General features: G+C 64.1%; 22 protein-coding genes. 10 read left to right on the top strand and 12 right to left on the bottom strand.

Annotated elements, in window-relative coordinates:
- Positions 1-4: 4 nt before the first annotated feature.
- Positions 5-244 (bottom strand): hypothetical protein, encoded by a 240-nt coding sequence (locus Q7T45_RS11570; RefSeq protein WP_304870823.1) that lies wholly within the window; start codon positions 242-244, stop codon positions 5-7.
- A 357-nt stretch (positions 245-601) separates the two neighbouring features.
- Here Q7T45_RS11570 and Q7T45_RS11565 point away from each other — a divergent pair, with 357 nt between their 5' ends.
- The 7 genes from Q7T45_RS11565 (at position 602) to Q7T45_RS11535 (ending at position 8,123) form a co-directional block, all read left to right on the top strand.
- Entirely contained in the window at positions 602-1,813 is a 1,212-nt protein-coding gene (locus tag Q7T45_RS11565) for an MFS transporter (protein WP_304870822.1), read from the top strand.
- 173 nt (positions 1,814-1,986) lie between these two features.
- Positions 1,987-4,077: a PAS domain-containing sensor histidine kinase gene (locus Q7T45_RS11560; RefSeq protein ID WP_304870821.1), complete on the top strand. Its 2,091-nt coding sequence runs from the start codon at positions 1,987-1,989 to the stop codon at positions 4,075-4,077.
- Positions 4,078-4,119: 42 nt separating this feature from the next.
- Positions 4,120-4,542, top strand: coding sequence for a hypothetical protein (locus tag Q7T45_RS11555; RefSeq protein ID WP_304870820.1), 423 nt, complete (start codon positions 4,120-4,122; stop codon positions 4,540-4,542).
- 109 nt (positions 4,543-4,651) lie between these two features.
- Positions 4,652-5,278, top strand: a complete 627-nt coding sequence (locus Q7T45_RS11550; RefSeq protein ID WP_304870819.1) for an HAD family phosphatase — start codon at positions 4,652-4,654, stop codon at positions 5,276-5,278.
- Positions 5,279-5,451: 173 nt separating this feature from the next.
- Positions 5,452-6,663, top strand: coding sequence for a gephyrin-like molybdotransferase Glp (glp, locus tag Q7T45_RS11545; protein WP_304870818.1), 1,212 nt, complete (start codon positions 5,452-5,454; stop codon positions 6,661-6,663).
- Between the two features lie 221 nt (positions 6,664-6,884).
- Positions 6,885-7,586 (top strand): transcriptional repressor LexA, encoded by a 702-nt coding sequence (gene lexA, locus Q7T45_RS11540; protein ID WP_304870817.1) that lies wholly within the window; start codon positions 6,885-6,887, stop codon positions 7,584-7,586.
- Between the two features lie 279 nt (positions 7,587-7,865).
- Positions 7,866-8,123 (top strand): hypothetical protein, encoded by a 258-nt coding sequence (locus Q7T45_RS11535; protein ID WP_304870840.1) that lies wholly within the window; start codon positions 7,866-7,868, stop codon positions 8,121-8,123.
- Between the two features lie 14 nt (positions 8,124-8,137).
- On the opposite strand, the gene Q7T45_RS11530 is transcribed toward Q7T45_RS11535, so the two are convergent.
- Positions 8,138-10,435, bottom strand: a complete 2,298-nt coding sequence (locus Q7T45_RS11530; RefSeq protein WP_304870815.1) for a ComEC/Rec2 family competence protein — start codon at positions 10,433-10,435, stop codon at positions 8,138-8,140.
- A 142-nt stretch (positions 10,436-10,577) separates the two neighbouring features.
- Between Q7T45_RS11530 and Q7T45_RS11525 the strand changes: the two genes are divergently transcribed.
- Positions 10,578-10,913, top strand: coding sequence for a hypothetical protein (locus Q7T45_RS11525; protein ID WP_304870813.1), 336 nt, complete (start codon positions 10,578-10,580; stop codon positions 10,911-10,913).
- Positions 10,914-10,937: 24 nt separating this feature from the next.
- Here Q7T45_RS11525 and Q7T45_RS11520 read toward each other — a convergent pair whose 3' ends face one another.
- Both Q7T45_RS11520 and Q7T45_RS11515 read right to left on the bottom strand, forming a co-directional pair.
- Complete coding sequence (locus tag Q7T45_RS11520; RefSeq protein ID WP_304870811.1) at positions 10,938-11,321, bottom strand: nuclear transport factor 2 family protein; 384 nt, start codon at positions 11,319-11,321, stop codon at positions 10,938-10,940.
- Positions 11,322-11,346: 25 nt separating this feature from the next.
- Positions 11,347-13,029, bottom strand: coding sequence for a glutamine--tRNA ligase/YqeY domain fusion protein (locus Q7T45_RS11515; RefSeq protein WP_304870809.1), 1,683 nt, complete (start codon positions 13,027-13,029; stop codon positions 11,347-11,349).
- Between the two features lie 145 nt (positions 13,030-13,174).
- Here Q7T45_RS11515 and gltX point away from each other — a divergent pair, with 145 nt between their 5' ends.
- Both gltX and gltA read left to right on the top strand, forming a co-directional pair.
- Complete coding sequence (gene gltX, locus Q7T45_RS11510) at positions 13,175-14,599, top strand: glutamate--tRNA ligase (protein WP_304870807.1); 1,425 nt, start codon at positions 13,175-13,177, stop codon at positions 14,597-14,599.
- 159 nt (positions 14,600-14,758) lie between these two features.
- Positions 14,759-16,063 carry a citrate synthase gene (gene gltA / locus Q7T45_RS11505; protein ID WP_304870805.1) on the top strand — a complete coding sequence of 435 codons (1,305 nt, stop codon included), beginning with the start codon at positions 14,759-14,761 and terminating at the stop codon, positions 16,061-16,063.
- Between the two features lie 366 nt (positions 16,064-16,429).
- Here the strand turns inward: gltA and lpxB are convergent, their stop codons facing one another.
- The 8 genes from lpxB to dxr all read right to left on the bottom strand — a co-directional run bounded on the left by lpxB (position 16,430) and on the right by dxr (position 26,261).
- Positions 16,430-17,620 (bottom strand): lipid-A-disaccharide synthase, encoded by a 1,191-nt coding sequence (gene lpxB / locus Q7T45_RS11500; protein WP_304870838.1) that lies wholly within the window; start codon positions 17,618-17,620, stop codon positions 16,430-16,432.
- Positions 17,620-18,477 (bottom strand): LpxI family protein, encoded by an 858-nt coding sequence (locus Q7T45_RS11495; protein WP_304870803.1) that lies wholly within the window; start codon positions 18,475-18,477, stop codon positions 17,620-17,622. The genes lpxB and Q7T45_RS11495 overlap by 1 nt, the downstream gene beginning before the upstream one ends.
- A 37-nt stretch (positions 18,478-18,514) precedes the next feature.
- A complete protein-coding gene (gene lpxA, locus Q7T45_RS11490; RefSeq protein ID WP_304870801.1) occupies positions 18,515-19,318 on the bottom strand; it encodes an acyl-ACP--UDP-N-acetylglucosamine O-acyltransferase in 804 nt (267 codons plus the stop codon).
- Positions 19,319-19,473: 155 nt separating this feature from the next.
- Positions 19,474-19,935, bottom strand: coding sequence for a 3-hydroxyacyl-ACP dehydratase FabZ (gene fabZ / locus Q7T45_RS11485; RefSeq protein ID WP_304740795.1), 462 nt, complete (start codon positions 19,933-19,935; stop codon positions 19,474-19,476).
- Positions 19,932-20,996, bottom strand: a complete 1,065-nt coding sequence (gene lpxD, locus Q7T45_RS11480; protein WP_304870799.1) for a UDP-3-O-(3-hydroxymyristoyl)glucosamine N-acyltransferase — start codon at positions 20,994-20,996, stop codon at positions 19,932-19,934. Before lpxD ends, fabZ begins: the two co-directional genes overlap by 4 nt.
- Positions 20,997-21,123: 127 nt before the next feature.
- Positions 21,124-23,670 carry an outer membrane protein assembly factor BamA gene (gene bamA / locus Q7T45_RS11475; RefSeq protein ID WP_304870797.1) on the bottom strand — a complete coding sequence of 849 codons (2,547 nt, stop codon included), beginning with the start codon at positions 23,668-23,670 and terminating at the stop codon, positions 21,124-21,126.
- Between the two features lie 172 nt (positions 23,671-23,842).
- Positions 23,843-24,994 carry an RIP metalloprotease RseP gene (gene rseP / locus Q7T45_RS11470; protein ID WP_304870795.1) on the bottom strand — a complete coding sequence of 384 codons (1,152 nt, stop codon included), beginning with the start codon at positions 24,992-24,994 and terminating at the stop codon, positions 23,843-23,845.
- A gap of 43 nt (positions 24,995-25,037) precedes the next feature.
- On the bottom strand, positions 25,038-26,261 hold the full coding sequence (gene dxr, locus Q7T45_RS11465; protein WP_304870793.1) for a 1-deoxy-D-xylulose-5-phosphate reductoisomerase: 1,224 nt from the start codon (positions 26,259-26,261) through the stop codon (positions 25,038-25,040).
- Positions 26,262-26,263: the final 2 nt, after the last annotated feature.

The raw sequence follows: 26,263 nt of genomic DNA, 5'->3' as shown, positions 1-26,263 counted from the left end.
GACGCTACCGCGGTCGATCCTTGTACAAGCCCCACACCGCGACCAGCGCGCTGGCGCTTGCGATCAGGAACAGGCCGGACAGCAGCGGTCCCTCGACGCCCCACTGCAGGAAGCGGGCGAGATCGTAGAACACGTAGGCGCCGAAGGTGAATGCAAGACCGTACAGGTACGGACGGCCCTGGCGCGCCGCGAGAACCGCGACGATCATGACCGTGAATTCCAGAATGATCGAGATGATGAGCATCGATCACAACGCTACGGCCTGACCTGTCTCGCGTCAATGCGGCGCGAGCGACCAAGAACGGACCTCATTCACGCTCCCTCATGGTGAGGAGCGCGTCGGGCAGCGTCCTTACGCTGTCCGGCGCGCGTCTCGAACCATCTGGCACATGGCCTGCTGCCATCCTTCGAGACGCCGCGCGAAGGCGCGCGGCTCCTCAGGATGAGGTTCGCGCGCTGCGGCGGCACAAAGGATCCCGATTGCGCCCTCTTGAACCGCCCTGCCCGGCGTGATTATCTGCATCGACACCGGGTCATCGGCAACCGCCCGGTCAGCTGCGCGCAGCCAAGCGTTGTCTCGCTCCGTTCGAGGAGATGAGACATGGCGAACAGCTCGATCCGGACTCCTTCCGATATTCTCTGCCTCTATGCCGCCCGCGCGCTGCGCGGCTTCGGCGACGGCTTTGCCATCATCATCCTGCCGGTTTACCTCTCGGCCGTGGGCTTCAGCCCGCAACAGATCGGCATCGTCGCCAGCGCCTCGCTGCTGGGGACCGCGGCCCTCACCTTGCTCACCGGCTTCATCGCGCCGCGGTTCGAGCTGCGCAGCCTGTTTCTCGCCGGCGCCGGGCTGATCGTTTTCACCGGCCTGGTATTTCCGGCCGCCGAGACCTTTGCCTTTGTGCTGCTGATCGCCTTCATCGGCAGCATCAATCCGTCCGGCGGCGATTCCGGCATGCTGGTGCCGCTCGAACACGCGCTGCTGACGCGGGAAACCGCGGCCCGCGACCGCACCGCCATCTTTGCCCGCTACAGCCTGATCGGCGCGCTGACCGCGGCGGTCGGCTCGCTGGCGGCGGCCCTGCCGGAGCAGCTCGCTTCGCTCGGCTGGTCGCGGCTATCCGCCATCAAGCTGATGTTCTATCTGTATGCCGTGCTGGGACTGCTCGCGGCGCTGTTGTACCGCCGCCTGCCGCGCGACCACAGCCACATCGCCAACGCGCCGAAGAGCGCACTCGGGCCATCGAGAGCCATCGTCTACCGGTTGGCCGCGCTGTTCAGCATGGACGCTTTTGCCGGCGGTTTCGTCGTCCAGTCGCTGCTGGCGCTGTGGCTGTTCCAGCGCTTCGACCTGTCGCTGGAAGCCGCCAGCGTCTATTTCTTCGCCTCCAGCCTGCTCGGCGCGTTCTCGTTTCCTGTGGCCGCCTGGTTGGCCGGACGGATCGGCCTGATCAACACCATGGTGTACACCCACATCCCCTCCAGCCTCTGCCTGATCGCGGCGGCGTTCTCAAGCGACCTCACCGTGGTGCTGACGCTGCTGCTGGTGCGCTCCGCGCTGTCGCAGATGGACGTGCCGACGCGCTCATCCTACGTGATGGCCGTGGTGACGCCGGCCGAGCGCACCGCGGCCGCCAGCGTCACCGCGGTGCCGCGCAGCCTCGCCTCCTCGATCAGCCCGGCCATCGCCGGCTTCATGCTGGTCGGGCCATTTTCAGGGCTGCCGCTGGTGGTCTGCGGCTGCCTGAAGATCGGCTACGATTTGGCGCTGCTGCGGATGTTCCGGCACACCAAGCCGCCGGAGGAGGATTGAGGATGGGGTGGGAGGCCACAACGTCCGCCAGGGGGCGCCTTGCAGCCTTCAACCGGACAACCCGCCACGTCCGCTGGGCAACAGGCGCAGGAAAATGCTAACTGCATTATAATACCGCATGACACCTGAGCCTTCGGGGATTACGCTATGTCGGTTTGATAATGTGATCGCTATTGACGGAAATTTTCGAGCCGCTTTTTTTCGATGGGCCATGGAACATGACGACGTTTGCTGCGGGGCTGCCACCGAACGACCCCCCGTCGGATGCGGCGAGTTCGGATTTATCTTCCTGGTCTCTGAAGAACTTCATCGAGACCACGCCGGGTTGCATCGCGATGTTCGATGCGCAGATGCGCTATCTCGCCGTCAGCGCTCGATACCTTGTTGATAATGAGATCACGGGAGAGACACAGAAGTCGATTGTCGGTCGCTCTGTTTTCGAGTTCCGGCGCGCGACCGACAAGGCCCGGGAAACCAATCAACGCGTACTGTCAGGCGAAACAATTACCAAGGACGATTTTTGCTTTCGACGTTCCGATGGAACGATGACCTGGATGCGCTGGCACATGCAGCCATGGCGCCTGCCCGATCAGAGCGTCGGCGGCGCAGTGCTTGCCATGGAGACGGTCACGGCGCCCAACGAGGCGGCAGAGCGACTGGCGGCCAGTGAATCACTGCTGCGCCTCAGTCAGGAAGCGGGCCATATCGGGAGCTACGACTGGGATATCGCGGGCGGCCCCAATCTGTGGTCCGACGAGCAGTGCCGCCTGCACGGCATCGAACCATCTGGGGCGCGGTCGATTTCGGTCGATGAATGGCGGAGCCTGATGCATCCCGATGATCTGCCGATGCTCGAACGGAGGCTGGCCGACATCATCGAAACCGGCGGTTCCGGGGAACTCGAGCATCGCATTCTGGGCCCGAACGGCGTGCGCTGGATTTACAGCCGCGGACAGATCGTTGGTGGCGCGGGAAAGCCGACGCGCCTGATCGGCATCAACATGGACATCACCGAGCGCCGGAAGCTCGAAGATGACCTGCGCGAATTGACCCGGACGCTGGAGCAGCGTGTCGAACAGGAAGTCGCGGCCAGGGAAGCCGCGCAGATCAAGCTGGCGCATGCGCAGAAAATTCGATCGATCGGCGAACTCACCGGCGGAGTGGCGCATGACTTCAACAACCTGCTGACGGTCATTCCGGGAACGATCGACACGCTCGCGGACGGCGTTGCCGACCGCCCGCAGCTGGCGGCGATCGTTCAAATGATCGGATCGGCCGCCGACCGCGGCGCCAAGCTGACCTCGAGTTTGCTGGCGTTCGCGCGAAAACAGCCGCTGCGGCCCCGGAGCACAGATGTCGAGGCGCTGATTGCGACGACCTGCGACCTGCTGACGTCGGTGCTCGGCCGCCAGATCGAGATTGATTTTGCCAAGCGAGACTACATCGGAACAGTGTTCGTCGATCCGGATCAGCTTTCGTCTGCACTGGTCAATCTGGGGATCAACGCGCGCGACGCCATGCCAAACAGAGGCCGGCTGACGATCGATGCCGATACGGTTGCAATCGATCAGGACGAAGCTGCCGTCCGCGACCTTTCCGCGGGCAGCTATGTCACCATCAGCGTCACGGATACGGGAACCGGGATCGACAAAGCCATTCAGAGCAAGATCTACGAACCATTCTTCAGCACCAAAGGCGTCGGCAAGGGCACCGGGCTCGGTCTCAGCATGGTGTACGGCTTCGTCAAGCAGTCCGGCGGACACATCGACTTCGAAACCGAAGAGGGCAAGGGGACGACGTTCAGGCTGTACCTTCCGGTATCCGACGATGAACCCTCGGCTGCTGCCGACAATTTCCAAAAACGGCTTCCTCGCGGCGACGAGACCATCCTCTGTGTCGAAGACGACGCCATCGTTCGCGATTTTGTCACGCAGCAACTTCAGGCACTGGGATACAGGACAATCGCCGCCAGTAACGCGACCGAAGCGTTGAGGGAAGTGCGCAGCGGACTCCCGATCGATCTCCTGTTCACGGACATTGTCATGCCGGGATCGACGGACGGCTGGCAACTGGCCGAACTCATCCGGCAGCTGCGACCCGGGATCAAGGTTCTGTATACGACCGGATATTCGGATGTCAGTTCGCAACAGCTCAGTTCAGACGCCGGGATCGTGCTTCTCGAAAAACCCTACCGGCTGTCGCGTCTCGCGGAAGTGGTTCGAAATGCGATCGATAATCCGGCACCCGTTTCGGGAGATCGATGAGGCAGCGGGACCATCCGCTGGGTTGCAACAAGGGGATTTCTCATGAGCTCACGAAACCGCAATCGATATCGACTGCCATCCATTGCCGCTTGCTTCTTCCTTTCAACTGCGCCTGTTCTTGCAGAACCCCTCGCGACGACCGGAATAGGCGTTGCTTCCTGCGAAAAGCTGGCAAAGGACATGAATCCCGCCGAAGGCTTCAACAACATCGCCAATACCATGGTATTCTTTTGGGTCCAGGGTTACATGAGCGCCGCCAACATTGCCCTGTTGGAGGGAGACAGTCAGTACGTCGATCTTTCCCTGATGGGCGAAAAGAAGCTGCTCCCGCTGATCCACGAATTCTGCAAGAAGAACCCCGGCAAGAAGCCGATCAGCGTCATCGATCAACTGATCGAAGATGCCGACAAGGTCGAGGCCAAGTGGAAGAGCGGCACCATCCCATGGGCTGCGGACGACGACTGAAAATTGATCGTCTCCCGCTGAGGGAATGAGGAGCCTTTTCACCGAGACTCTACGGGTCGGCGCGCGGTCACCCGTTGCCCGCTTCGCCCGTTTTTCGTAAACCGTCCCCATGACCCAGCCCCTCTCCCCGGCCTCCGCCGACGCCCTCCTCTTCGATCTCGGCCGCGTCGTGCTCGATATCGATTTCAGCAAGGTCATGACCATCTGGGCCGGCCATGCCGGCTGCGCGCCCGCCGATGTCATGGCGCGGTTTGTGGTCGATAATCATTTCAGGCGCCACGAGACCGGCGTGATCGACGACGCCGCGTTCTTCCAGAACCTGCGCGGCTCGCTCGGCATCGCCATATCGGACGCCCAGTTCCTGGAAGGCTGGAACGCGATCTTCACCGGCGAAATGCCCGGGATCGCGCCGCTGCTGGCGCGCGCCGCGGCGCGGATGCCGCTCTACGCGTTCTCCAACACCAACCCGCCGCATGTCGCGCATTTCTCGAAGACCTATCCCGCCGTGCTCGGGCACTTCCGCGAACTGTTCTTGTCGTCGACAATCGGATTTCGGAAACCGGATGCGGCGGCCTACGATCACGTGGTGCAGGCGATCGGCGTGCCGGCGCAGCGGATCGTGTTTTTCGACGACTCCGCCGACAATATCGCGGGCGCACGGGCGCGCGGGCTGATCGGGGTTCACGTGACGTCGACGGATGATGTGGCAAAGGCGCTGGCGGATCTCGGGATTTAGGACTATCAGCCGTCATTGCCTGCGACAAACGCGAAGCGTTTGCGCAAGGGAGCACTTGCGACGAAGCAATCCATTCTTTCTTTGCTTTGCCGGAATGGATTGCTTCGCTACGCTCGCAATGACGGTTGCGGCCTATTGGCCTCATCCGTAGTCATCTTCAGTGGAGTCTCACCGTGGCGCTCATGCCCGTCGTCGATGCCCTTACCGCCATTCTCTCGGGCGCCGAGCCGCTGCCGGAGGAAATGGTCGCGCTGGATGCCGCGCATCACCGGGTGCTGGCGCGCGACGTCGCGGCGTTGCGGACCCAGCCACCGCAGGCGATGTCGGCGATGGACGGCTATGCGGTGCGCTCGGCCGACGCCGACCATGTCGCGGCGCGGCTCAAGGTGATCGGCGAGGTCGCGGCCGGCCGCCCGTTCGACGTCAAGGTTGGCGCCGGCGAAGCGGTGCGGATCTTTACCGGCGGCGTGATCCCCGAGGGCGCCGACGCCGTCATCATCCAGGAAGACACCGTGGCCGAGGATGGCGGCATCACCATCACCGAGGCCGCCCGACCGGGACGGCATATCCGCCCGGCCGGCATCGACTTTCGCGAGGGCGATGTGCTGCTGGCGCGCGGCATCCGGCTCACCGACCGCGACCTGTCGCTGGCCGCCGGCATGAACCACCCCGAGATTCCGGTGTGCCGCCGGCCCGTTGTGGCGATGCTCGCCACCGGCGACGAACTGGTGATGCCGGGCGCAACCCCCGGCCCCGGGCAGATCGTCTATTCCAACGGCTACGCGCTGCGCGCGCTGGCGCGGCATGAAGGCGCCGAAACCATCGATCTCGGCATCGCCGCCGACACCCTGGCGGCCACCACCGACGGCATCCGCCGCGCCCGCGACAGTGGCGCCGACATCCTGATCACCATGGGCGGCGCCTCGGTCGGCGACCACGATCTGGTGAAGCGGTCGCTGGAGGCCGAGGGCGTCGCCATGACGTTCTGGCGGATCGCGATGCGGCCGGGCAAGCCGATGATGCATGGGCGGCTCGGCGCGATGCGGGTGATCGGCCTGCCCGGCAATCCGGTGTCGTCCTATGTCTGCGGCTTCCTGTTCCTGGCGCCGCTGATTCGCGCATTGTCGGGCCGATCAGCCGTCCACCACGTCAGCGAGACCGCGCTGCTGGGACGCGACGTCGCCGCCAATGACCTGCGCGAAGACTATTTGCGGGCCCGGCTGGAGCGGCGCGCCGACGGTGCCCTGATCGCCACTCCGGTCAACCATCAGGACTCGTCGCTGCTCGGGAATCTCGCTGCGGCACGGGCGTTAATCGTGCGTGCGCCCTTTGCGCCGGCAGCCCTCGCCGGCACTTCATGCGCGATCCTGCGGCTGCCGGACTGAGCGGTTTGCGCCGTTAAGGCCTGTCCCAACAAATCCTGGTCTGTTCACGGGAAATTAAGTGGTTGCGGAACACATATGGAACATATAGTGTTCGTTCATGATTTGTTTCGAGTATTGGTGCCATTAAAGTGGAATTCGGGACTCTCCTGGACTCTCGCGAGTCCGCTGAGAACTCCGCCTCTCTGACTCGAACGACGCTATCAAACTGGGGATTGGTCGAGATGCTCACGCGCAAACAATATGAACTGCTGCGATTCATCAGCGAACGTCTGAAGGAGTCTGGCGTTCCGCCCTCCTTCGACGAGATGAAGGACGCGCTGGATTTGCGGTCGAAGTCCGGCATCCATCGCCTCATCACCGCCCTTGAAGAGCGCGGCTTCATTCGCCGCCTGCCCAATCGCGCCCGCGCCATCGAGGTCATCAAGATGCCCGAGCTGTCCGGAGGCGGCGCCGGGAATGGCCGCCGCGGCTTCACGCCCAGCGTCATCGAAGGCACCCTCGGCAAGGTCCGCAGCGCCAGTTCCGACAATGACGGCGAGCGTCCGGTCTCGGTGCCGGTGATGGGCCGCATCGCCGCCGGCACGCCGATCGAGGCATTGCAGACCCGCAGCCACACCATCAGCGTGCCGCCGGACATGCTCGGAAGCGGCGAACATTACGCACTCGAAGTGCGCGGCGATTCCATGGTGGACGCCGGCATTCTCGACGGCGACATGGCGCTGATCCAGCGCAACGAGAGTGCGGAGACCGGCGACATCGTGGTGGCGCTGATCGACGAGGAGGAAGCGACGCTGAAACGCTTCCGCCGCCGCGGCGCCTCGATCGCGCTGGAGCCCGCCAACGCCTCCTACGAAGTCCGCATCCTGCCGCCGAACCGGGTCCGGATCCAGGGCAAGCTGATCGGGCTGTACCGAAAGTATTGAGGCAGGCGTTGCGGCGCCTCTGCTCTGAAAACGATATCCATTTCGTCATGGCCGGGCTTGTCCCGGCCATCCACGTCAGCGGTACCCGTCATTGCGAGGAGCACTTGCGACGAAGCAATCCAGCTTTCTTGTTTGCCGTAAGCTGGATTGCTTCGCTTCGCTCGCAATGACGATTGTTGGTCTGACGCCACCAATTTTCATTGGTCATTCTCGTTGAGAGCCGCAGAATCGCCCACAACCCGGCCAATGCTGGCGCCTCACGTCCACGCTGATGGAAGCGTGCGGGCAGCGGGCGGGACACCATTGTCGGTCGGCAAGGTCACATGGCAGAAAGTCGGGCGGGTCACCGAGCCCGGCCGCTACATGTTCACGTTCGGCTGGGTCAACATCACTGCCGACGATCTCGCGATCTGGAAACAGTTTCCGAACGCGTCGTTCGCGCTGGTCAGGATGCTGACGGAAGATGTCGAGGATGAATATCATCTCGGCGCCTTCGATCCCGGCGGTCCCGGCGACGATCACCCGCACGGCGAGTGACGCTGCCCTGCCGCTTACTCCTCCGCCTGCAAATCGGATTCCGACGGCGTCGCGTCGACGGCACGCGGTGCCGCCGGGCGCGTCAGGCCGGCTTCGCCCTCCACCACATCAGCCACCGCCGGCGACCATGGCCGGTCGACGCCGCGCGGCTTGACCGCGTCGAGGGCAAAGCCGTCGCGGGCTCTACGCAGCGCCAGCGCACCCTGCCGGCGCAGGCGGTCCTGATCGACCACCAGCGCGCCGCAGGCCGCCGGCGCCTGCCGCGCGGTCACCAGCAGCGCCGCGCGCTCGCAATCATCCGCCAGCGCGTCTGGCCGCAACGCCAGTGCGACCAGCCCGCCGCCGGCCAGCTGCGCCACGCAGCCGGCCTGGTCGCATGACACGCCTTCGGTGAGCGAGGGATCACCGGTCTGCCGGCCGTCGGCGTCGGCTGCCAGCCACTCCCTCAGCAGAAAGCTGTCCTTGGTACTTCCCAGGATATTTCCCTTGCCGCTCCCGATCAGATGCAGGCGTCCGTCCCGGCCGCGGACGCCGATGGTGTGGCCGTCGGCGGAGATCAGGATATCCGGCTGCGGCGTCGCCAGCGCCCAGACCACCGCCGCCGCCAGCGCCGCCGCCCCGCTCCAGCGCAGCGGCGTGCGCAACAGTCCGAGCAGGATGATGCCAACACTCGCCGCGATCAGCGGCCCGGTCCCGAACGCCGCCATGCGCCCGATCGAGCCCGGCAATGCGGCGACCCATTGCGCCACCGTGATCATCCAGTCGATGCCCCAGCCCATCACCTGCCAGAACAGGCCGTCGAAGCCGAACGGCATCGCGAGCATGCCAAGCAGCCCCGCCGGCATCACGATCGCGGAGACCACCGGCATCGCCGCCAGATTGGCGATCACGCCGTACGGCGTTACCCGGTGAAAGTGATAGGCGGCATAGGGCATGGTCGCGAGCCCCGCCACCAGCGAGGCCAGCGCCAGCATCGCGATTTCGCGCCCGCCCCACAGCGCCATCCGCGCCGTCGCTGAATTGTCGGGCGAGGCGAACAGAAGGGGCATGCCGATCTGGATCAGCGCCACGAGGCCGAGCGTCGCCGCGAACGACATCTGGAAACTCGGATGCACCAGCGCTTCCGGCGCGACCGTGAGCACGATCATCGCGGCCACCGCCAGCGTGCGGAACGTCACGGCGCGGCGGTCGACCATGATGGCGATCAGCACCACCGCGGTCATGAAGAACGAGCGTTGCGTGGCGACCTCGGCGCCCGACAGCAGCAGATAGAACGCGGCGGCGAGCAGTGCCGCGACCGCCGACCATTTCTTGATCGGAAAACTGACGGTGAGTGGCGGGATCAGCGCCAGCAGCGCGCGCACCGCGAAGAACACCACGCCGGCGACGACCGCCATGTGATAGCCCGAAATCGACAGCACATGGCCGAGGCCGGAGATGAACATCGCATCGTTGACCGGTGCCGTGATGGCGTCGCGGCGCCCGGTCAGCAGCGCCGTCGCGATGGCGCGGCGGTCGCCGTCCAGCACGGCGCCGATGCGCGCGTCGATCGCATCGCGCAAGCCCTGCATGAAGGCGGCATAGCGCAACGACCAGCCGCCGGAGTCGGGTGGCGCCGCGGTCCTGATCGCCCCCATCACGAAACCGGAGGCGCCGATCCCGGCAAAATACATGTCACGGCCGAAATCGTAGGCGCCCGGCCGCAGCGGCGCCATCGGCGGCAGCAAGCGCGCCTTCAGCTCGACGAAGCTGCCGACCGCGGGCGCGGTGCCCTTGCGCACCGACAGCCGAACCCGCTGCAGTTTCGTCAGGTCGCGCGGGCTCTCCATCGAGGTGACGCGCAGGACAAAGCGGTCGGTGCGCGCGCGGATGTCGCGGGTCTCGACAAAACCCGAAACCGACACCGAATAGATCGGCCGCGCCAGCACGCCATGCGCGACCCGCGCGGTCTTCCAGGTCGCCACCGCAAAACCGGCGGCGACTGCGGCAACCATCACGGCGATCGGAAACACCTTGTGTCGCCGCAGCAGGAACGCTGCCACGCAGAGACCGATCGCCGCGACGGCAGCAACTGACAGGACCGGCTCACGTTCGGCGGCAAAGTAGCCGGCGATCCCGGTGCCGAAGGCAATGGGCACCCAGGGCAGCAGCCGCCCGGCGCCGGCCTCGGCGCGGATCCATGCCCGCAATCTGTCGACGAGCGACGGCCACGCGGCAAAACCCGACGGCGCGAACCCGCCGGCCTGCGCCGCCCCGCGCGGCGGCCAGGTGCCGGCAACACCCTGCGTCCGAGCCCTGCCCCGCTCTGTCATCGGGTACGCACCCTACGATTACCAACCGAGCGAGAGGCTATCGGAAGCTGTTATCCGCCCGAAAGCGGAACGGATACAGAATCCTTAATCTTTATTAACCATGTGGCGGTTAGCATTCCCCGAGCCAACCGGGACTTCGGCCATGCCGCACAGGATCACGCTTTCCGCTCTTGCTGCTTTCGCGTTCGCCGCTGGCGCGATGCCCGCCGCTGCCGCCGATCTTGCGACCCAGAGCCGGCTCGGCGCTGTGTTCGCCGATCCTGTCGTCGTGACCCGCCGGGCCGTCGTGGTGGAGAAGGTCCGGGATGAGGCGCCGATCATTCCCTACAACCTCTTTCCCAATCCGCTGTGGAACCGGGGCACCTACAATTACGGCTCGTCGTGGTCGTTCTATTATCCCGGCCCCTATTACGGCGGTCCGTATGACACCGACGGCGCACGGCTGCCCTATGTCTGCGGCTTCTACGGCTATTGCTGATTGCGCGAACCGGCTGCCTTCAGATCAGATCAGCGCGCCCCTCGACGACACGTGATGGCTGACGATCTTCCAGTCGCCGTCCTCGCGGACGATTACCCAGGTGATCTTGACCGACAACTTCGGGCTACCATCGACATCGAACGAGGCGATGGCCGCGAAGTTGACCAGGTCAGGATTGATCTGCGCCGTGCTGACATCCGTAAACCGGACAGCGCGTGAATTCCATTTCGGCAGGCCCTTGAAATACGCCGCCACGCCGTCGCGACCCTGATACAGCGTCGGGTTCGAGCCGAAGAAGAGCGCGTGCTTCGAATAAAGCGACGCCTGGGCCTCCGGATCGAACTTGCTGAAGGTATCCGCCCATCTCGACATGATGTCGGACGCAATGTCGTCGGCAGCGCTTGGCATTCGGAAATCCTTCAATCAGTTCGCGTCAGCCCTTGCCGCCGACTTCCTTCGCAAAGCTATCGCGCAGCCCTATCGTTCTGGTGAACACCGGACGATCCGGCGTGGAATCCGCGTCCCGGACAAAATAGCCCTGCCGCTCGAACTGCACCACGTCGGTCGAATTGGTCGCTGATATCGCGGGCTCGATCCGCGCATCGGTCAACACTTCGAGCGACTGCGGATTGAGATCGGCGGCAAAATTGCCGGCATCCGGATTGGGCTTTGCAAACAGCGGATTGTAGATGCGGATTTCCGCCGGCAAGGAATGCGCCGCCGACAGCCAGTGCATGGTCGCCTTGACCTTGCGTCCGTCAGGCGCGTTGCCGCCCTTGGTGGCGGGATCGTAGGTACAGCGCAGTTCGATCACCTCGCCGGCCGCGTCCTTGATCACCCCGGTGCATTTGATGAAATAGGCGTAGCGCAGCCGCACCTCGGTGCCGGGCGAGAGCCGGAAGAACTTCTTCGGCGGCACTTCCATGAAATCGTCGTGCTCGATGTAGAGCTCGCGGCCGAATGCGATCTTTCGCGTGCCGGCCGTTGGATCGTCGGGATGATTGACGGCGTCGAGCTCCTCGCTCTGCCCTTCCGGATAATTCTCGATCACGACCTTCAGGGGCCGCAGCACCGCCATCCGGCGCAGCGACGATTTGTTGAGATCCTCGCGGATGCAGAATTCCAGCATGCCGACGTCGACCACGCTGTTGGCCTTGGCCACCCCGATGCGCTTGATGAATTCGCGGATCGCGGCCGGCGGCACGCCGCGCCGTTTCAGGCCGGCGATGGTCGGCATCCGCGGATCGTCCCAGCCGGCGACATGGCCGCCGCGCACCAGCTCGGTCAGCACCCGCTTCGACAACAGCGTGTAGGTCAAATTGAGGCGGGCGAATTCGTACTGGCGCGGCTTCGACGGCACCGGCAGCTTGTCGAGCAGCCATTCATAGAGCGGCCGGTGGTCCTCGAATTCCAGCGTGCAGATCGAATGCGTAATGCCCTCGATCGCGTCGGACTGCCCGTGCGCGTAATCATAGCTCGGGTAGATCGACCACTTGTCGCCGGTGCGCGGATGGGTGGCGTGCAGGATGCGGTAGAGCACGGGGTCGCGCAGGTTGATGTTGCCCGCGGCCATGTCGATTTTGGCGCGCAGCACCCGGGCGCCGTTGGGAAACTCGCCGGCCTTCATGCGCCGGAACAGATCGAGGTTTTCCTCCACCGGGCGGTCGCGGAACGGGCTGTTCTTGCCGGGCTCGGTCAGCGTGCCGCGCTTGACGCGGATCTCTTCCTGCGACTGGTCGTCGACATAGGCATGGCCTGATCGAATCAGGCCCTCGGCCCAGTCATACAGCCGCTCGAAATAGTCCGAGGCGTAATAGAGGTCATCTCCCCAGTCGTAGCCAAGCCAGCGCACGTCGGCCTGAATCGAATCGATATATTCCTGCTCTTCCTTGGTCGGATTGGTGTCGTCGAAGCGCAGGTGACAGCGGCCGGCAAATTCCTGGGCGATGCCGAAATTGAGGGCAATCGACTTGGCATGGCCGATATGCAGATAGCCGTTCGGCTCCGGCGGGAAGCGCGTCACGATCTGGCGGTATTTCCCGGCGTCGAGGTCGGCCTGGACGATATCGCGAATGAAATCGCGGCCTGTCTCTGCCGCCATTGTTTCTGCTGTCATGCTGGTTCCCGTTCGGATTCAGCGGACGTTCTGCCAAATCCGCACCTCCCAAGGAAGCGTTATGTAAGGCTTTAGTTATGCACGGTTCCTGCTATACACCACCGCGCTCCGCGCAACCCCTTATTGTCCCCGAAATGCAGCCGTAATGACCGATTCCGTCGTCACCCGCTTTGCCCCCTCGCCGACCGGCTTTCTCCATATCGGAGGCGCCCGCACGGCGCTGTTCAACTGGCTGTATGCCAAGAAGCGCGGCGGCAAGATGCTGCTGCGGATCGAGGACACCGACCGGGAGCGCTCGACCGAGCCCGCGATCGCCGCCATCCTGGACGGGCTGAAATGGCTCGGGCTCGATTGGGACGGCGACGTCGTCTACCAGTTCACGAGGGCCGCGCGCCACCGCGAGGTGGCGGAGCAGCTGCTCGCCAGCGGCAAGGCCTATCGCTGCTACGCGACCGCGGAGGAACTGACCGCGATGCGCGAGAAGGCCCGCGCCGATGGCCGCACCCGGCTCTATGACGGCCTGTGGCGCGACCGCGATCCGAAGCAGGCGCCCGCCGGCATCAAGCCGACGATCCGGCTGAAGGCGCCGCTATCAGGCGAGACCGTGATCGAGGACCAGGTCCAGGGCCGCGTGGTCTGGCAGAACGAGAACCTCGACGACCTCGTGCTGCTGCGCGGCGACGGCAATCCGACCTACATGCTCGCGGTGGTGGTCGACGACCACGACATGGGCGTCACCCATGTGATCCGGGGCGACGATCACCTGATCAACGCCGCGCGCCAGAAGCAGATCTACGATGCGCTGGGATGGGACATTCCGAGCATGTCCCACATCCCCTTGATCCATGGCCCCGACGGCTCAAAACTTTCAAAACGTCACGGCGCGCTCGGGGTGGATGCCTACCGCTCGCTCGGCTACCTGCCGGAGGCGCTGCGCAATTATCTGGTCAGGCTCGGCTGGAGCCATGGCGACCAGGAGATATTTTCCACCCAGGAGATGATCGACGCCTTCGACCTCCCGGGTATCGGCCGCTCGGCGGCGCGGTTCGATTTCGCCAAGCTGGAAAACCTCAACGGCCACTACATCCGCCACGCCGAGGATTCCGCGCTGGTGACCATGTTCGAGGACGTGCTGGACCATGTGCCCGATCGTTCCAGCCTCAAGGCCAAGCTCAACGACGCCACGCGGGCGCAATTGCTGCAGGCGATGCCGAGCCTCAAGGAGCGCGCCAAGACGCTGATCGAGCTGATCGACAGCGCCTATTTCATCTTCGCCGATCGCCCGCTCGAGCTCGAGCCCAAGGCGGCGGCGTTGATGACGCCGGAAACCCGCGCGCTGATCGGCCAGCTCAAGGCAGCCCTCGAGCCGGTTTCGCCGTGGACCGCGGCAACCACGGAAGCGGCGATGCGGGCCTTCGCCGATGCCGGCGGCCTCAAGCTCGGCGCGGTGGCGCAGCCGCTCCGGGTGGCATTGACCGGCCGCACCACGTCGCCGGGAATTTTCGACGTCCTGGCGGTGCTGGGGCGCGAGGAATGCCTGGCTCGGCTCGGCGACCAGACCCCCGCATAAGGTGGTATCGCAGGGCCGCCGTGGCCGTCTTGCAGTGCAAACAGCAATAAGCTACCCATTTCCGAGGTACTTCCAGAACACCCGGTTTCCCGCGCCAGCCATCACGTTTTGGCGCCCCCGGCCGCCGGTTTTCGCAACGATCTCATCGGGGACTACACGATGGACGCAACATCCAACAAGAAATCCGCAACGCTGACCGTCGGCAACAAGAGCTATGATTTCCCGATTTTGAGCGGCACCGTCGGGCCCGATGTCATCGACATCGCCAAGCTCTACGCCCAGGCCGGCATGTTCACCTATGACCCCGGCTTCACCTCGACCGGCAGCTGCCAGTCCAAGATCACCTATATCGACGGCGACGCCGGCATCCTGGAATACCGCGGCTATCCGATCGAGCAGCTGGCGGAAAAGGGCGACTTCCTCGAAACCTGCTACCTGCTGCTTTACGGCGAACTGCCGACCCCGGCGCAAAAGGCCGATTTCGACAGCCGCGTGATCCACCACACCATGGTCCACGAGCAGATGGCCCGCTTCTTCCAGGGCTTCCGCCGCGACGCGCATCCGATGGCGATCATGGTGGCGGCGGTCGGCGCGCTGGCCGCGTTCTATCACGACTCCACCGACATCAACGATCCCAGGCAGCGCATGATTGCGTCGATGCGGATGATCGCGAAAGTCCCGACGCTGGCGGCGATGGCCTTCAAATACACCATCGGCCAGCCCTTCATGTATCCGAAGAACTCGCTCTCCTTCGCCGAGAACTTCCTGCATATGTGCTTCGCGGTGCCTTGCGAGGACTACAAGATCAACCCGGTGCTGGCCGACGCGCTCGACAAGATCTTCATCCTGCATGCCGACCACGAGCAGAACGCCTCGACCTCGACCGTGCGCATCGCCGGCTCCTCCGGCGCCAACCCGTTCGCCTGCATCGCCGCCGGCATCGCCTGCCTGTGGGGCCCGGCCCATGGCGGCGCCAATGAAGCGGCGCTGGCGATGCTCGCCGACATCGGCAGCGTCGACAAGATCCCCGAATTCATCGCCAAGGTGAAGGACAAGAACAGCGAAGTCCGCCTGATGGGTTTTGGTCATCGCGTCTACAAGAACTACGATCCGCGCGCCAAGATCATGCAGAAGATGTGTCACGCGGTGCTGGCCGAGACCGGCCACGGCGACGACCCGATGCTGAAGGTCGCACTGGAGCTGGAAAAGATCGCGCTCAGCGATCCCTACTTCATCGATCGCAAGCTCTATCCGAACGTCGACTTCTATTCGGGCATCACGCTGAAGGCGATGGGCTTCCCGACCTCGATGTTCACCGTGCTGTTCGCGGTCGCCCGCACCGTCGGCTGGATCAGCCAGTGGAGCGAGATGATCGAGGACCCGCAGCAGAAGATCGGCCGCCCGCGCCAGCTCTACACCGGCGTCGGCCGCAGGGATTACGTGGCGATCGACAAGCGCAAGTAAGCGCGCAGACATCGCGACCATTTGAAAGCCGGATGCGGTCACCGCATCCGGCTTTTTGATTCAAAGGTTGTTTTCAACTCTATCAATGTCATTGCGAGCGAAGCGAAGCAATCCAGCTTTCTGGAAGCGCCAAAGAAGGAAGCAAGCTGGATTGCTTCGTCGCAAGCGCTCCTCGCAATGACGTTGTGAAAGTTCCGATTCAAATTTCAAACAGCCAATCACCGTGAGCATACACAGTGGCGTAGGGTGGGCAAAGATTCCGCCGTAGCTCAAAGAGCGAAGGCGGAAACGTGCCCACCATTTCAAAGCGCTGCTGATGATAGATGGTGGGCACGGCGCAAGTGCGCCTTTGCCCACCCTACGATTCTACGCGTTCCCCCGCGCCTTCCGCATCGTCGCCAGCACGATATCCGCCGCGCGCGTGCTCGGCGTCGCGTTGCCGGTCGACATGATCGCGTCGATCTTCGCAAACGCCTCGACCTGGCGCCGCCGCAATGGCGCGTCCTCCAGCACATCGCGCAGCGCGCGCGACAAATTCTCCGGCGTACAATCCTGTTGCAGAAATTCCGGCACGACGTTGTCGCCGACCACGAGGTTGGCGAGGATCACCGAGGGGACCTTGATCATCCGCAGCATGATCCAGGCCTCGATCGCGCCGGTGCGATAGGCCGTCACCATCGGCACGCCGGATAGCGCCAGCTCCAGCGTCACGGTGCCTGACTTCGCCAGCGCCGCATGCGCGATCCGGAACGCGGCCCGCTTCTCGGCCTCGCCGATCACGATCCGGGGCTGCACCGGCCAGCTTGCGGCGCCTTCCCGCACCGCATCGACCAGATGCGGCATGGTCGGCAGGATCAGTTCGAACGCCACGCCGTCGTCGCGCAGCCGGCCGAGTGCCGCGCCGAACACCGCCATGTGGTGCCGGACCTCGCTGCGGCGGCTGCCCGGCAGCACCAGCAGCACCGGCGGGGTTTCATCGCGGCGCTTCTGCTCGTCGGCCGCGGGCCGAAGCGTGCCGATCTGTTCGATCAGGGGATGGCCGACATAGCTGCAGGGCGGACCGCGCAGCTTGCGATATTCCTCGGGCTCGAACGGCAGCAGCGCCAGCACGTGATCGACATAGGCCGTCATCGCGCGCGCCCGGCCGGGCCGCCAGGCCCAGACCGAGGGCGAAACATAGTTGACGATCGGGATCGCGGGATCGCTGGCGCGGACGCGGCGCGCGACGCGATGGGTGAAATCGGGGCTGTCGATGATGACCAGCACATCGGGCGAGGCCTGCGTCACCGCCGCGGCGGTTTCGTTGATGCGCCGCAGCAGCATCGGCAGCTGCTTGACCACGGCGGCAAAACCCATGATCGACAATTGCTCGATCGGAAACAGCGACACCAGTCCCTCGCGCGCCATCGCCTGGCCGCCGACGCCCTCGAAACGCACCGCGCCGCCGAGCCGCTGGCGCAGCACCTTCATCAGGCTGGCGCCAAGCCGGTCGCCGGATTCCTCCGTCGCAATCAGGAATATCTTGCGCACGATGTCGGTGGTTGGGCGTGGCGGGATCACGCGGGCAAACCCGTCACGAACAGGCCGGCCGCGTCGGCGGCCGCGATCATGGCCTGCGGCTCGACCACAATGGTATGGCCGGCGACGATGGCAATGCCGGCGAGGCCGGCCTCGATCGCGCGCTCGACGGTGCGCGGGCCGATGGTCGGCAGATCGAAGCGCAAATCCTGACCGCTTTTCGGGGCCTTCACCAGCACGCCGCGCGGCGCCCTGGCGCGGATCCTCCCCTCGCCGCGCAGCCGCGCCACCCGCGCCAGCAGGCCGTCGGTGCCCTCGATGTCTTCCACCGCGACCACATGGCCGTCGATCACGATGGTGGCCTGACCGATGTCGAACGGGCTCAGCGCGGCCAGCACGTCACGCCCGCGCCCGATATCGGCTTCGGCCTTGTCATCGGGCGCGGTCCGGGTGACGCATCCCTCGGGCATCAGCAGATCAGGGGCGACATCCTTGATCCCGACCATACGAAAACCGTCCTGTTCGAGGATGCGGCCGATCCCGGACAGCAGATGATCGTCGCCGCCGCGGAACGCCGCCCAGACCCGGCCGAGCATGCGAATGGTGGTCCAGTCCAGCCGGATCTCCGACAGCGCCGGCCGCACCAGGGTGCCGATGAACACCAGATCGCGGCAGTTCTCGCTGCGAAACAGCTTTATCGCCCGGCCGACCTGGCCGACCGCGATCCAGTGATGGCGAAAACGCTCGACGGCAACCGGATCGCAGGCGCCCTTCAGCGCGAACAGCACGGGTTTGAGGCCGCGCGCGACCAGCGAATCCGCCACCGCGAACGGCATGACGCCACCGCCGGCGATCACGCCGACCGGCGAAGAAATTGGCAAAGCCTCATTCGTCATAGCATGCCCCCGACGCCCCAAGGATCAAGGTCAAGGATCAGGGCGCCTTGCCGGCCTTCAGCGGCTGACACAACTCGCGATGCTTTCCGGCATCGATGAAATCGAGAATCTCCGCAATCGCAGGATCGGCACCCGCGTGTTGCCGCGCCTCGTTCAGGCGTTCGGCAAACACACCGGGGCCGTGAAACAGCATCAGGTAAAATGTTCGAACTTTCGCCAGGCGCTCGCGGGTGAATTTGCGGCGCTTCATGCCGACGATGTTGAGCCCCGCGAGGTGGGCGAACTGGCCGTTCGCAAGGCCGTAGGGAATGACGTCGCCGCGCACGGCGGTGAGTGCGCTGACCATCACCTGCGAACCGACGCGGCCGAACTGATGCACCGCCGACAGGCCGCCCATGAAAACGAAATCGCCGATCTCGCAATGGCCGCCCAGCGTCGCCGAGGTCGCGAAGATCACGTCGTTGCCGACCACGCAGTCGTGCCCGACATGGCTGCAATTCATGAAGTAGCCGCGATCGCCGACGCGGGTGATGCCGCCGCCGGCCACGGTGCCTGCGCTCATGGTCGACTGCTCGCGGATGGTGCAGCCCTGGCCGATCTGGAGTTTTGTCAATTCGCCGCGATGGGCCAACGATTGCGGCGCGGTGCCGAGCGACACGAACGGATAGATCGTGCAGCCGTCGCCGATCGTGGTCTGCGCGGTGACGTAGACATGCGCGAGCAGCTTGCAGTTGGCGCCGATCACGACGTCGGGCCCGATCACGCAATAGGGTCCGATCGAGGTGCCCTCGCCGATCACAGCGCCATCCTCAATCCGCGCGGTGGGATCGATCATGCTCATCCAACGGATCCGGTAAAGCCAAGGGGTGGAGGTTAATTGTCAAGGTTTTCCGGTGGTTAGCGCGACATCCCTGACCTGTCCAGTGACGTATGGTTACGCCGTGTTTCGGCACGCCGGTATCCGCCGACGCGCGCAACAGATCAGCCGATGCGCCGCTAGTCGGTCAGCATCGCGCCGACGTCGGCCTCGGCGACGGTCACGCCGTTGACGATGGCGTCGCCGTGAAACCACCACATCGCCTTGCGGCGGCCGATGCTGCGCATGTGATATTCGATGGTATCGCCGGGCATCACCGGCTTGCGGAACTTGCACTTGTCGATGGTGAGAAAATAAACCGCGCGCGGCTTCTCGGTGCCTTCGACCGATTTGATGCCGATCACGCCGGCGGTTTGCGCCATGGCTTCGATCATCATCACGCCCGGATAGACCGGGCGGTCGGGAAAATGCCCCTGGAACGGTGGCTCGTTGAAGGTGACATTCTTGATGCCGGTGCCCGAATAATCGGTGCGGATATTGATCACCTTGTCGATCAGCAGCATCGGAAAACGATGCGGCAGCGTCTTGAGGATCTCATTGATATCGACCAGCGCAAACCTGACTGCCGCCGCCTCCGTCATTCCCGCCCCTCGCCCTTGTCGGCTGCGCCATCGCGCGCCAGACGCTCCACTGCCACGATTTCCCGGAACCACTGCCTTGTCGGCTTGGCAAAATGGCCACCCCAACGCCCGTTGGCCGGAATGTCATCCTTGACCGCACTCATCGCCGTAACCTGGGCGCCGTCGCCGATCTTGAGATGGTTGTTGATCCCCACCTTGGCGCCCAACGCCACATTGTCGCCAATCGTCAGACTGCCCGCCAGCCCAATCTGGGCGGCCAGCAGGCAATGCCTGCCGATCGTCACATTGTGGCCGATCTGGACCTGATTGTCGATTTTCGTGCCCTCGCCGATCACGGTATCGCGCAGGCTGCCGCGATCGATGGTGGTCCCGGCGCCGACCTCGACGTCGTTCTGGATCACGACGCGGCCGGTCTGCGGTACTTTCAGATGGCCCCCCGGGCCAAAGAACACGAACCCGTAGCCGTCCTGCCCGATGCTGCAGCCGGGATGGATCAGGACGTTGTTGCCGATCAGCGCGGACTGGATCGCCGTATGCGCGCCGACGTTGCAGTCCCGGCCGATCCGGACATTGGCGCCGATCACCGCCGCCGAACCGACCACCGTTCCGGCGCCGATTTCGACGCCTGGGCCGATCACCGCCAAGGGATCGACGATCACGCCGTCTTCCAGATGCGCCGTCGGATCGATCACGGCGGAGGGAGCGATGCCGGCATTGCCGAACCAGGATTGCGGGCGAAGCGCGTCGCTATACAGCTCGCGGGCGATCGTCACAAATTCGCGGAACGGCTGCGCCGCGCGCAGGACCGCGACATGAGCGGGCACGCTGGCCTCGAAACGCGCGCTGACCAGGCACGCGCCGGCCTTGGTCGAAGCGAGCTGGTCGGCATATTTCAGGTTGTCGAAGAACGCCAGATGCATCGGGCCGGCTTCCTCGAGCGAAGCCAGGCCCCTGATCTTGAGGCCGCCGCGGGACGGATCGACCAGAATCGCTTTCGTCAACGCGGCGAGTTCGGCCAGCGTCGACGACGGCGGTTGCTTGGAAAATGTCGGCTGCGCCATTCCACCCGTCGCGGTCCGGCCGGTGATCGAACGAGAGCCCCGGTTCTGATCAATCACAACCGGGGTCTGTCTCTGTTTGCCGCGCTCTCGTCACGCGAAACGGAAATCCACTTCGCTCGAAAACGCCTTAGAACGATGTTCCGCCGCCAAACTTGAACTGCTGGACACGGTCATACGCACCCTTGGTCAGCGGGATCGCGTAGTCGATGCGCAGCGGACCGAACGGCGACGCCCAGATCAGGCCGACACCGACCGAGCTCCGGACGACGTTGCCGTTGTCATACACCAGTCCGGTACAAGTTCCGGTCGTGACAGGGTTGGTCGTGCCAGGAATACAGCCGGGCGCATTGACTTCGTTGGTAAAGGCCCACGACGTCGGTCCCTTGTAGTCGTAGAGCCCGCCGGCATCGGCATAGACCGAGCCCTTGAGTCCGACTTCCTTCGGCAGGAACCAGAACGGCATCTGCAGCTCCGCCGAAATGCCCCAATATTTGCTACCGCCGAGCGAGTCGCTGGTGCCATAGGGGTTGATGTCGCGCGGACCGATGCCGTTAGGCGCAAAGCCACGAACCAGATTCGAGCCCATCTGGAAATGATCGAGCATGCGCAGGTCGGTATTGCCGATCTTGTTGAGCATGCCAGCCTGGACATGGATCAACCCGACGATGTCGGAGACCAGCGGCGTGTAATACTTCGCGTCGATCGCGGACTTCAGATAGCTGACATCGCCGCCGACGCCGGCGAAGTCCTGCTTGAAATCGACCAGCAAGCCGTCGGTGGGGTTCTTGTTGTTGTCGAGCGTGTTGTAGTTCAGCGAATAGCCGATCGACGAGGTCAGCGTCTGGCCGTTCTGCAATTCCTTGCGGACCGGCAGCGACGCTTCGCCATCGACGTAGCAGCCGAGCGCCGATGTGTTGAAGGCACTGGCCGGATTGCCGTTGGCCATGAAGGCCGGGCTCGGATTGTACGACGGATTCGGCGTGACGCCATCGGCCAGGAACTGGTTGTTGTTACAGTTCCGCAGGTAGTCCGGCAGCGAGATCTTCTGCTGATAGATCGAATAGCGGACCTGCAGCGAAAGATCCTCGCGCAGGCTGAAGCCCAGCCTCGGGCTGAAGCCGATCGTGCTGGTGCCGTAAGAAATATAGGAATTGGCGAGCTGTTCGCGCTGGAACAGGTCGAGCCCGAGTGCGACGCGATAGTCCAGCAGATAGGGCTCCACGAAGGACAGCGAGTAACCGCGCGCGTACTGGCCGTAGGTCACCGACGCTTTCGCATAGAGACCGCGGCCGAGGAAGTTACGCTCGGAGATGCTGACCTCGGCCAGCGCGCCATCGGTCGTCGAATAGCCACCCGACACCGAGAAGTCGCCGGTCGATTTCTCCTCGAGATCGACCACCAGAATCACGCGGTCGCTGGAGGATCCGGGCTCGCTCGTGATCTTCACCGACTTGAAGAAATCGAGATTCTTCAGGCGGCGCTCGGCGCGATCGACCAGCGCGCGGTTGTAGGCGTCGCCTTCCGACAGGTCGAATTCGCGGCGGATCACGTAGTCGCGGGTGCGGGTGTTGCCGCGCACATTGATACGCTCGATATAGGTCCGCGGACCTTCGTCGATGGCAAAGGTGATCGAGACGGTATGCGCCTCGAAATTGCGGTCGCCGCGCGGACGCACGATCGCAAAGGCGTAACCGCGGCGCGAGGCCTCGATCTGCATTTCCTCGATGGATTTCTCCAGCGCTTCGGCATTGTAGAGCGAGCCGACACGCACGCGCGAGAAGCTGCGCAGCACATTGCCGTCGAGCGTGGTGATGCTGGAGGCGAAATTGACCTGGGCAACCCGGTACTGCTGGCCCTCTTCGATCTTGAAGGTCACCAGGAAGCCCTTCTTCTCCGGATCGTATTCGGTGAGCGCGGCGACCACCTGAACGTCGGCATAGCCGTTCTTCAGATAGTAGCGGCGGATCAGGTCGCGGTCGGCCTCGACGCGGTCCGGATCGTAGACGTCGGCGCCGCCGAGAAAGCTCAGCAGGTTCGATTCGCGGGTCTTGATGACGTCCTTGAGGCGATACGACGAATAGGCGACGTTGCCGACGAACTCGATCGACTTGACGCCGGTTTTCGACCCCTCGGTCACCGTGAAGATCAGATCGACGCGGTTGTTCGGCTGCTCGATGATTTCAGGAACCACGCGCACGTCATAGCGGCCGGAGCGGCGATAGATTTCGGCGATGCGCAGGGCGTCGGACTGCACCATCGGGCGCGACAGCGTACCGCGCGGCTTGGACTGGATTTCAGTCGAGATCTGCTCGTCCTTGATCTTCTTGTTACCTTCGAAGGCAATGCGGCCGATGACGGGGTTTTCCACCACGGTCACCAAGAGCCGCCCGCCGGCCTGATTGATTCGCACGTCCTGGAACAGGCCGGTCTCAATCAGCGCCTTCAGGCCGTCATCGATTTGGGCCTGTCCAAGGCGCCCGCCGGGCCCCGGCTTGAAATAGGAGCGAACGGTCTCGACATCGACGCGCCGGTTACCCTCCACCACGATCGAGGATGCGGTCTGGGCAACGGCCGCAGACGGCACAAGCATAGCGGCCAGCGCAACGGCGACCGGCATCGCGAACATGATCAGGGTGGCCAACAAGCCTCCCCGCACTCGCATTCCAACATTCATGCGCCAAGCGCCCTTGTGATTCCACGGTTGGTCCGCACCCCTACGAACCAACAGATTCCCATTTGTTGCTCGCTTGTATCCATTTTTGCTGAAGCCGCAAACGTCCTATCGCAGTGCAATTTCATTTTCATTCCAAGACGTTGCCTATCGGCCACGTCACAAAAAAGCCGTTTCACGATGCCGCCAGGTGCAGGATGTCGTTATAGGTCGCAAACACCATCAGCATCAGCACCAGGCCAAGTCCGATTCGGAAGCCAAACTCCTGCGCCCGGTCCGACAACGGCCGCCCGCGCACGGCTTCCACCGCATAGAACAAAAGGTGACCGCCATCGAGCAACGGTACCGGGAACAGGTTAAGCAGTCCGATCGAGATCGAAAGCACCGCAGCAAGGTGGATCAGGGCGGCAACCCCGATGGTGGCGACCTGACCCGAAATCTGCGCGATCCGGATCGGCCCGCCGACCTGATCGGCCGCCTCGCGCCCGGTGAAGATGCCGCCGATATAGGCCATCGTGCGCTCGACGACGAACCAGGTTTCCTTGACGCCGAGCCAGAGCGCGGTGGCGGGATCCACCCGCTCGGTCACCGTGTCGCCGGGATTGGTCGCCCGGGTGATGCCGAGCACACCGAGGCGGTGAACGTTGCCGAACGTATCCTTCACTTCCCGCTGCTGCGGCGTGCCCTGCAACTGCAGGCTGGAATCGCCGCGCTTGATGGTGAACGACAGCTGCTCGCCGGCGCGGGTGCCGACAATGCGCTGCATCTCCGAGAAGCTTCCGATCGCCTTGCCATCGATCGAGGTTACGACGTCGCCAGCCTGAAAACCGGCCTTGTCGGCGGCACTGCCCGCTTCCACCTTGTCGACGCGCGCCGTCGTGCTCGGCTTGCCGAAGAACGTGAACAGGCAGGTGAAGATCACGATCGCCAGCAGGAAATTGGCAATCGGCCCGGCCGCCACGATCGCGGCGCGCGGTCCGACCTTCTTGTGGTGGAAACTGCCGGCGCGCTCTTCCGCAGTCATGGCGGAGAGCGTTTCGGACGACGGCGTGGAGGCCTCGCTCTCGTCACCGAAGAATTTGACGTAGCCGCCGAGCGGGATCGCCGAGAGCTTCCAGCGGGTGCCGTGGCGGTCGTTGAAGCCTGCGAGTTCCGGCCCGAAACCGAGCGAGAACGTCAGTACTTTTACCCCGGCCCAGCGGGCAACCAGAAAATGGCCGAGCTCATGGAAGAAAACGACGATGGTCAGCACGAACAGGAAGGGAATGGCATATCCGATGATGCCATGAGTCAACGTATTGAAACCATGTAGAAAAAACTCGGACATCCAATTCCCCTTAACCAAGGCCGCAGGCCCTGTCCCCAACCGTCTAGGATGCCTTTAAGGCAATTTGAGGCAAGAGGGAGGCAGCTTTATTTCGCGCATTATGGTCAACGGAAATCGCATCGTCCGCCGAGCTCAAAGGCGCCAGGTTCCCGGACCGGATCCAGTCGTTCATGGTGGCTTCGACCAGGCGAGCGATCGCGCCGAATTTGATCTTGCCGGCGATGAAGGCCGCCACCGCGACCTCGTTGGCGGCATTGTAGACCGTGGTCGCGCCCCGCCCGGTCCGCAGCGCATCGAAAGCCAGCCGAAGCGCCGGGAACCGGTCGAAATCCGGCGCCTCGAAGGTCAGCTGGCCGATCTTGGCGAGATCGAGCTTGGCGGCGGGACCGACGATCCGGTCGGGCCATCCGAGGCAATGCGCAATCGGCGTGCGCATGTCGGGCGCGCCGAGTTGGGCCACGACGGAACGGTCGGAAAATTCCACCATGCCGTGGATGATCGACTGCGGATGGACGAGAACGTCGATCTCGTCCGGCGTCAGCGCGAACAGGTAGGAGGCTTCGATGACCTCGAGCCCCTTGTTCATCATCGAGGCGGAATCGATGGTGATCTTCTGACCCATGCTCCAGTTCGGGTGTTTCAGCGCCTGCGCCAGCGTCGCCTGCTCGATGTCGGCGACCGCCCAGGTCCGGAACGGTCCCCCCGAAGCGGTGATGATGACGCGAACCAGTTCCTCGCGGTTGCCGGAAGCCAGCGCCTGAAACAGCGCGTTATGTTCGGAATCCGCCGGCAGGATGCAGGCCCCCGCCTTGAACGCGCGCTGCATGAAGAAGTCGCCGGCGCAAACCAGGCATTCCTTGTTGGCCAGCGCGACGGTGGCGCCGCGATCGACCGCCGCGAGCGCGGGCTTCAATCCGGCCGCGCCGCTGACGGCGGCCATGACCCAGTCGGCCGGGCGGGCCGCAGCTTCAATGATGGCGCTCTCGCCGGCGCCGCATTCGGTGCTTGTGCCCGCCAGCGCGTCCTTCAGCTCGCCGAGGCGATCGGGATCGGCTACGGCTGCAAACCGCGCGCCGAATTCGCGGGCGAGCTTGGCCAGCCCCTCGACATTGGTGTTCGCGGTCAAGGCCTCGATTTGATAGCGGTCGCGCGAGGCCCGCAGCAAATCCATCGTGCTGTCGCCGATCGAGCCGGTGGCACCCAGCACGGTCACGGAGCGCACGGCGGATGCCGCGGCCTTATTGTTACGCAACGGGACAGCGCTCATAT

The sequence above is a fragment of the Bradyrhizobium sp. genome (assembly GCF_030646015.1).
Taxonomy (GTDB): Bacteria; Pseudomonadota; Alphaproteobacteria; order Rhizobiales; family Xanthobacteraceae; genus Bradyrhizobium.
This window is presented reverse-complemented; position numbering and strand designations above follow the sequence as displayed.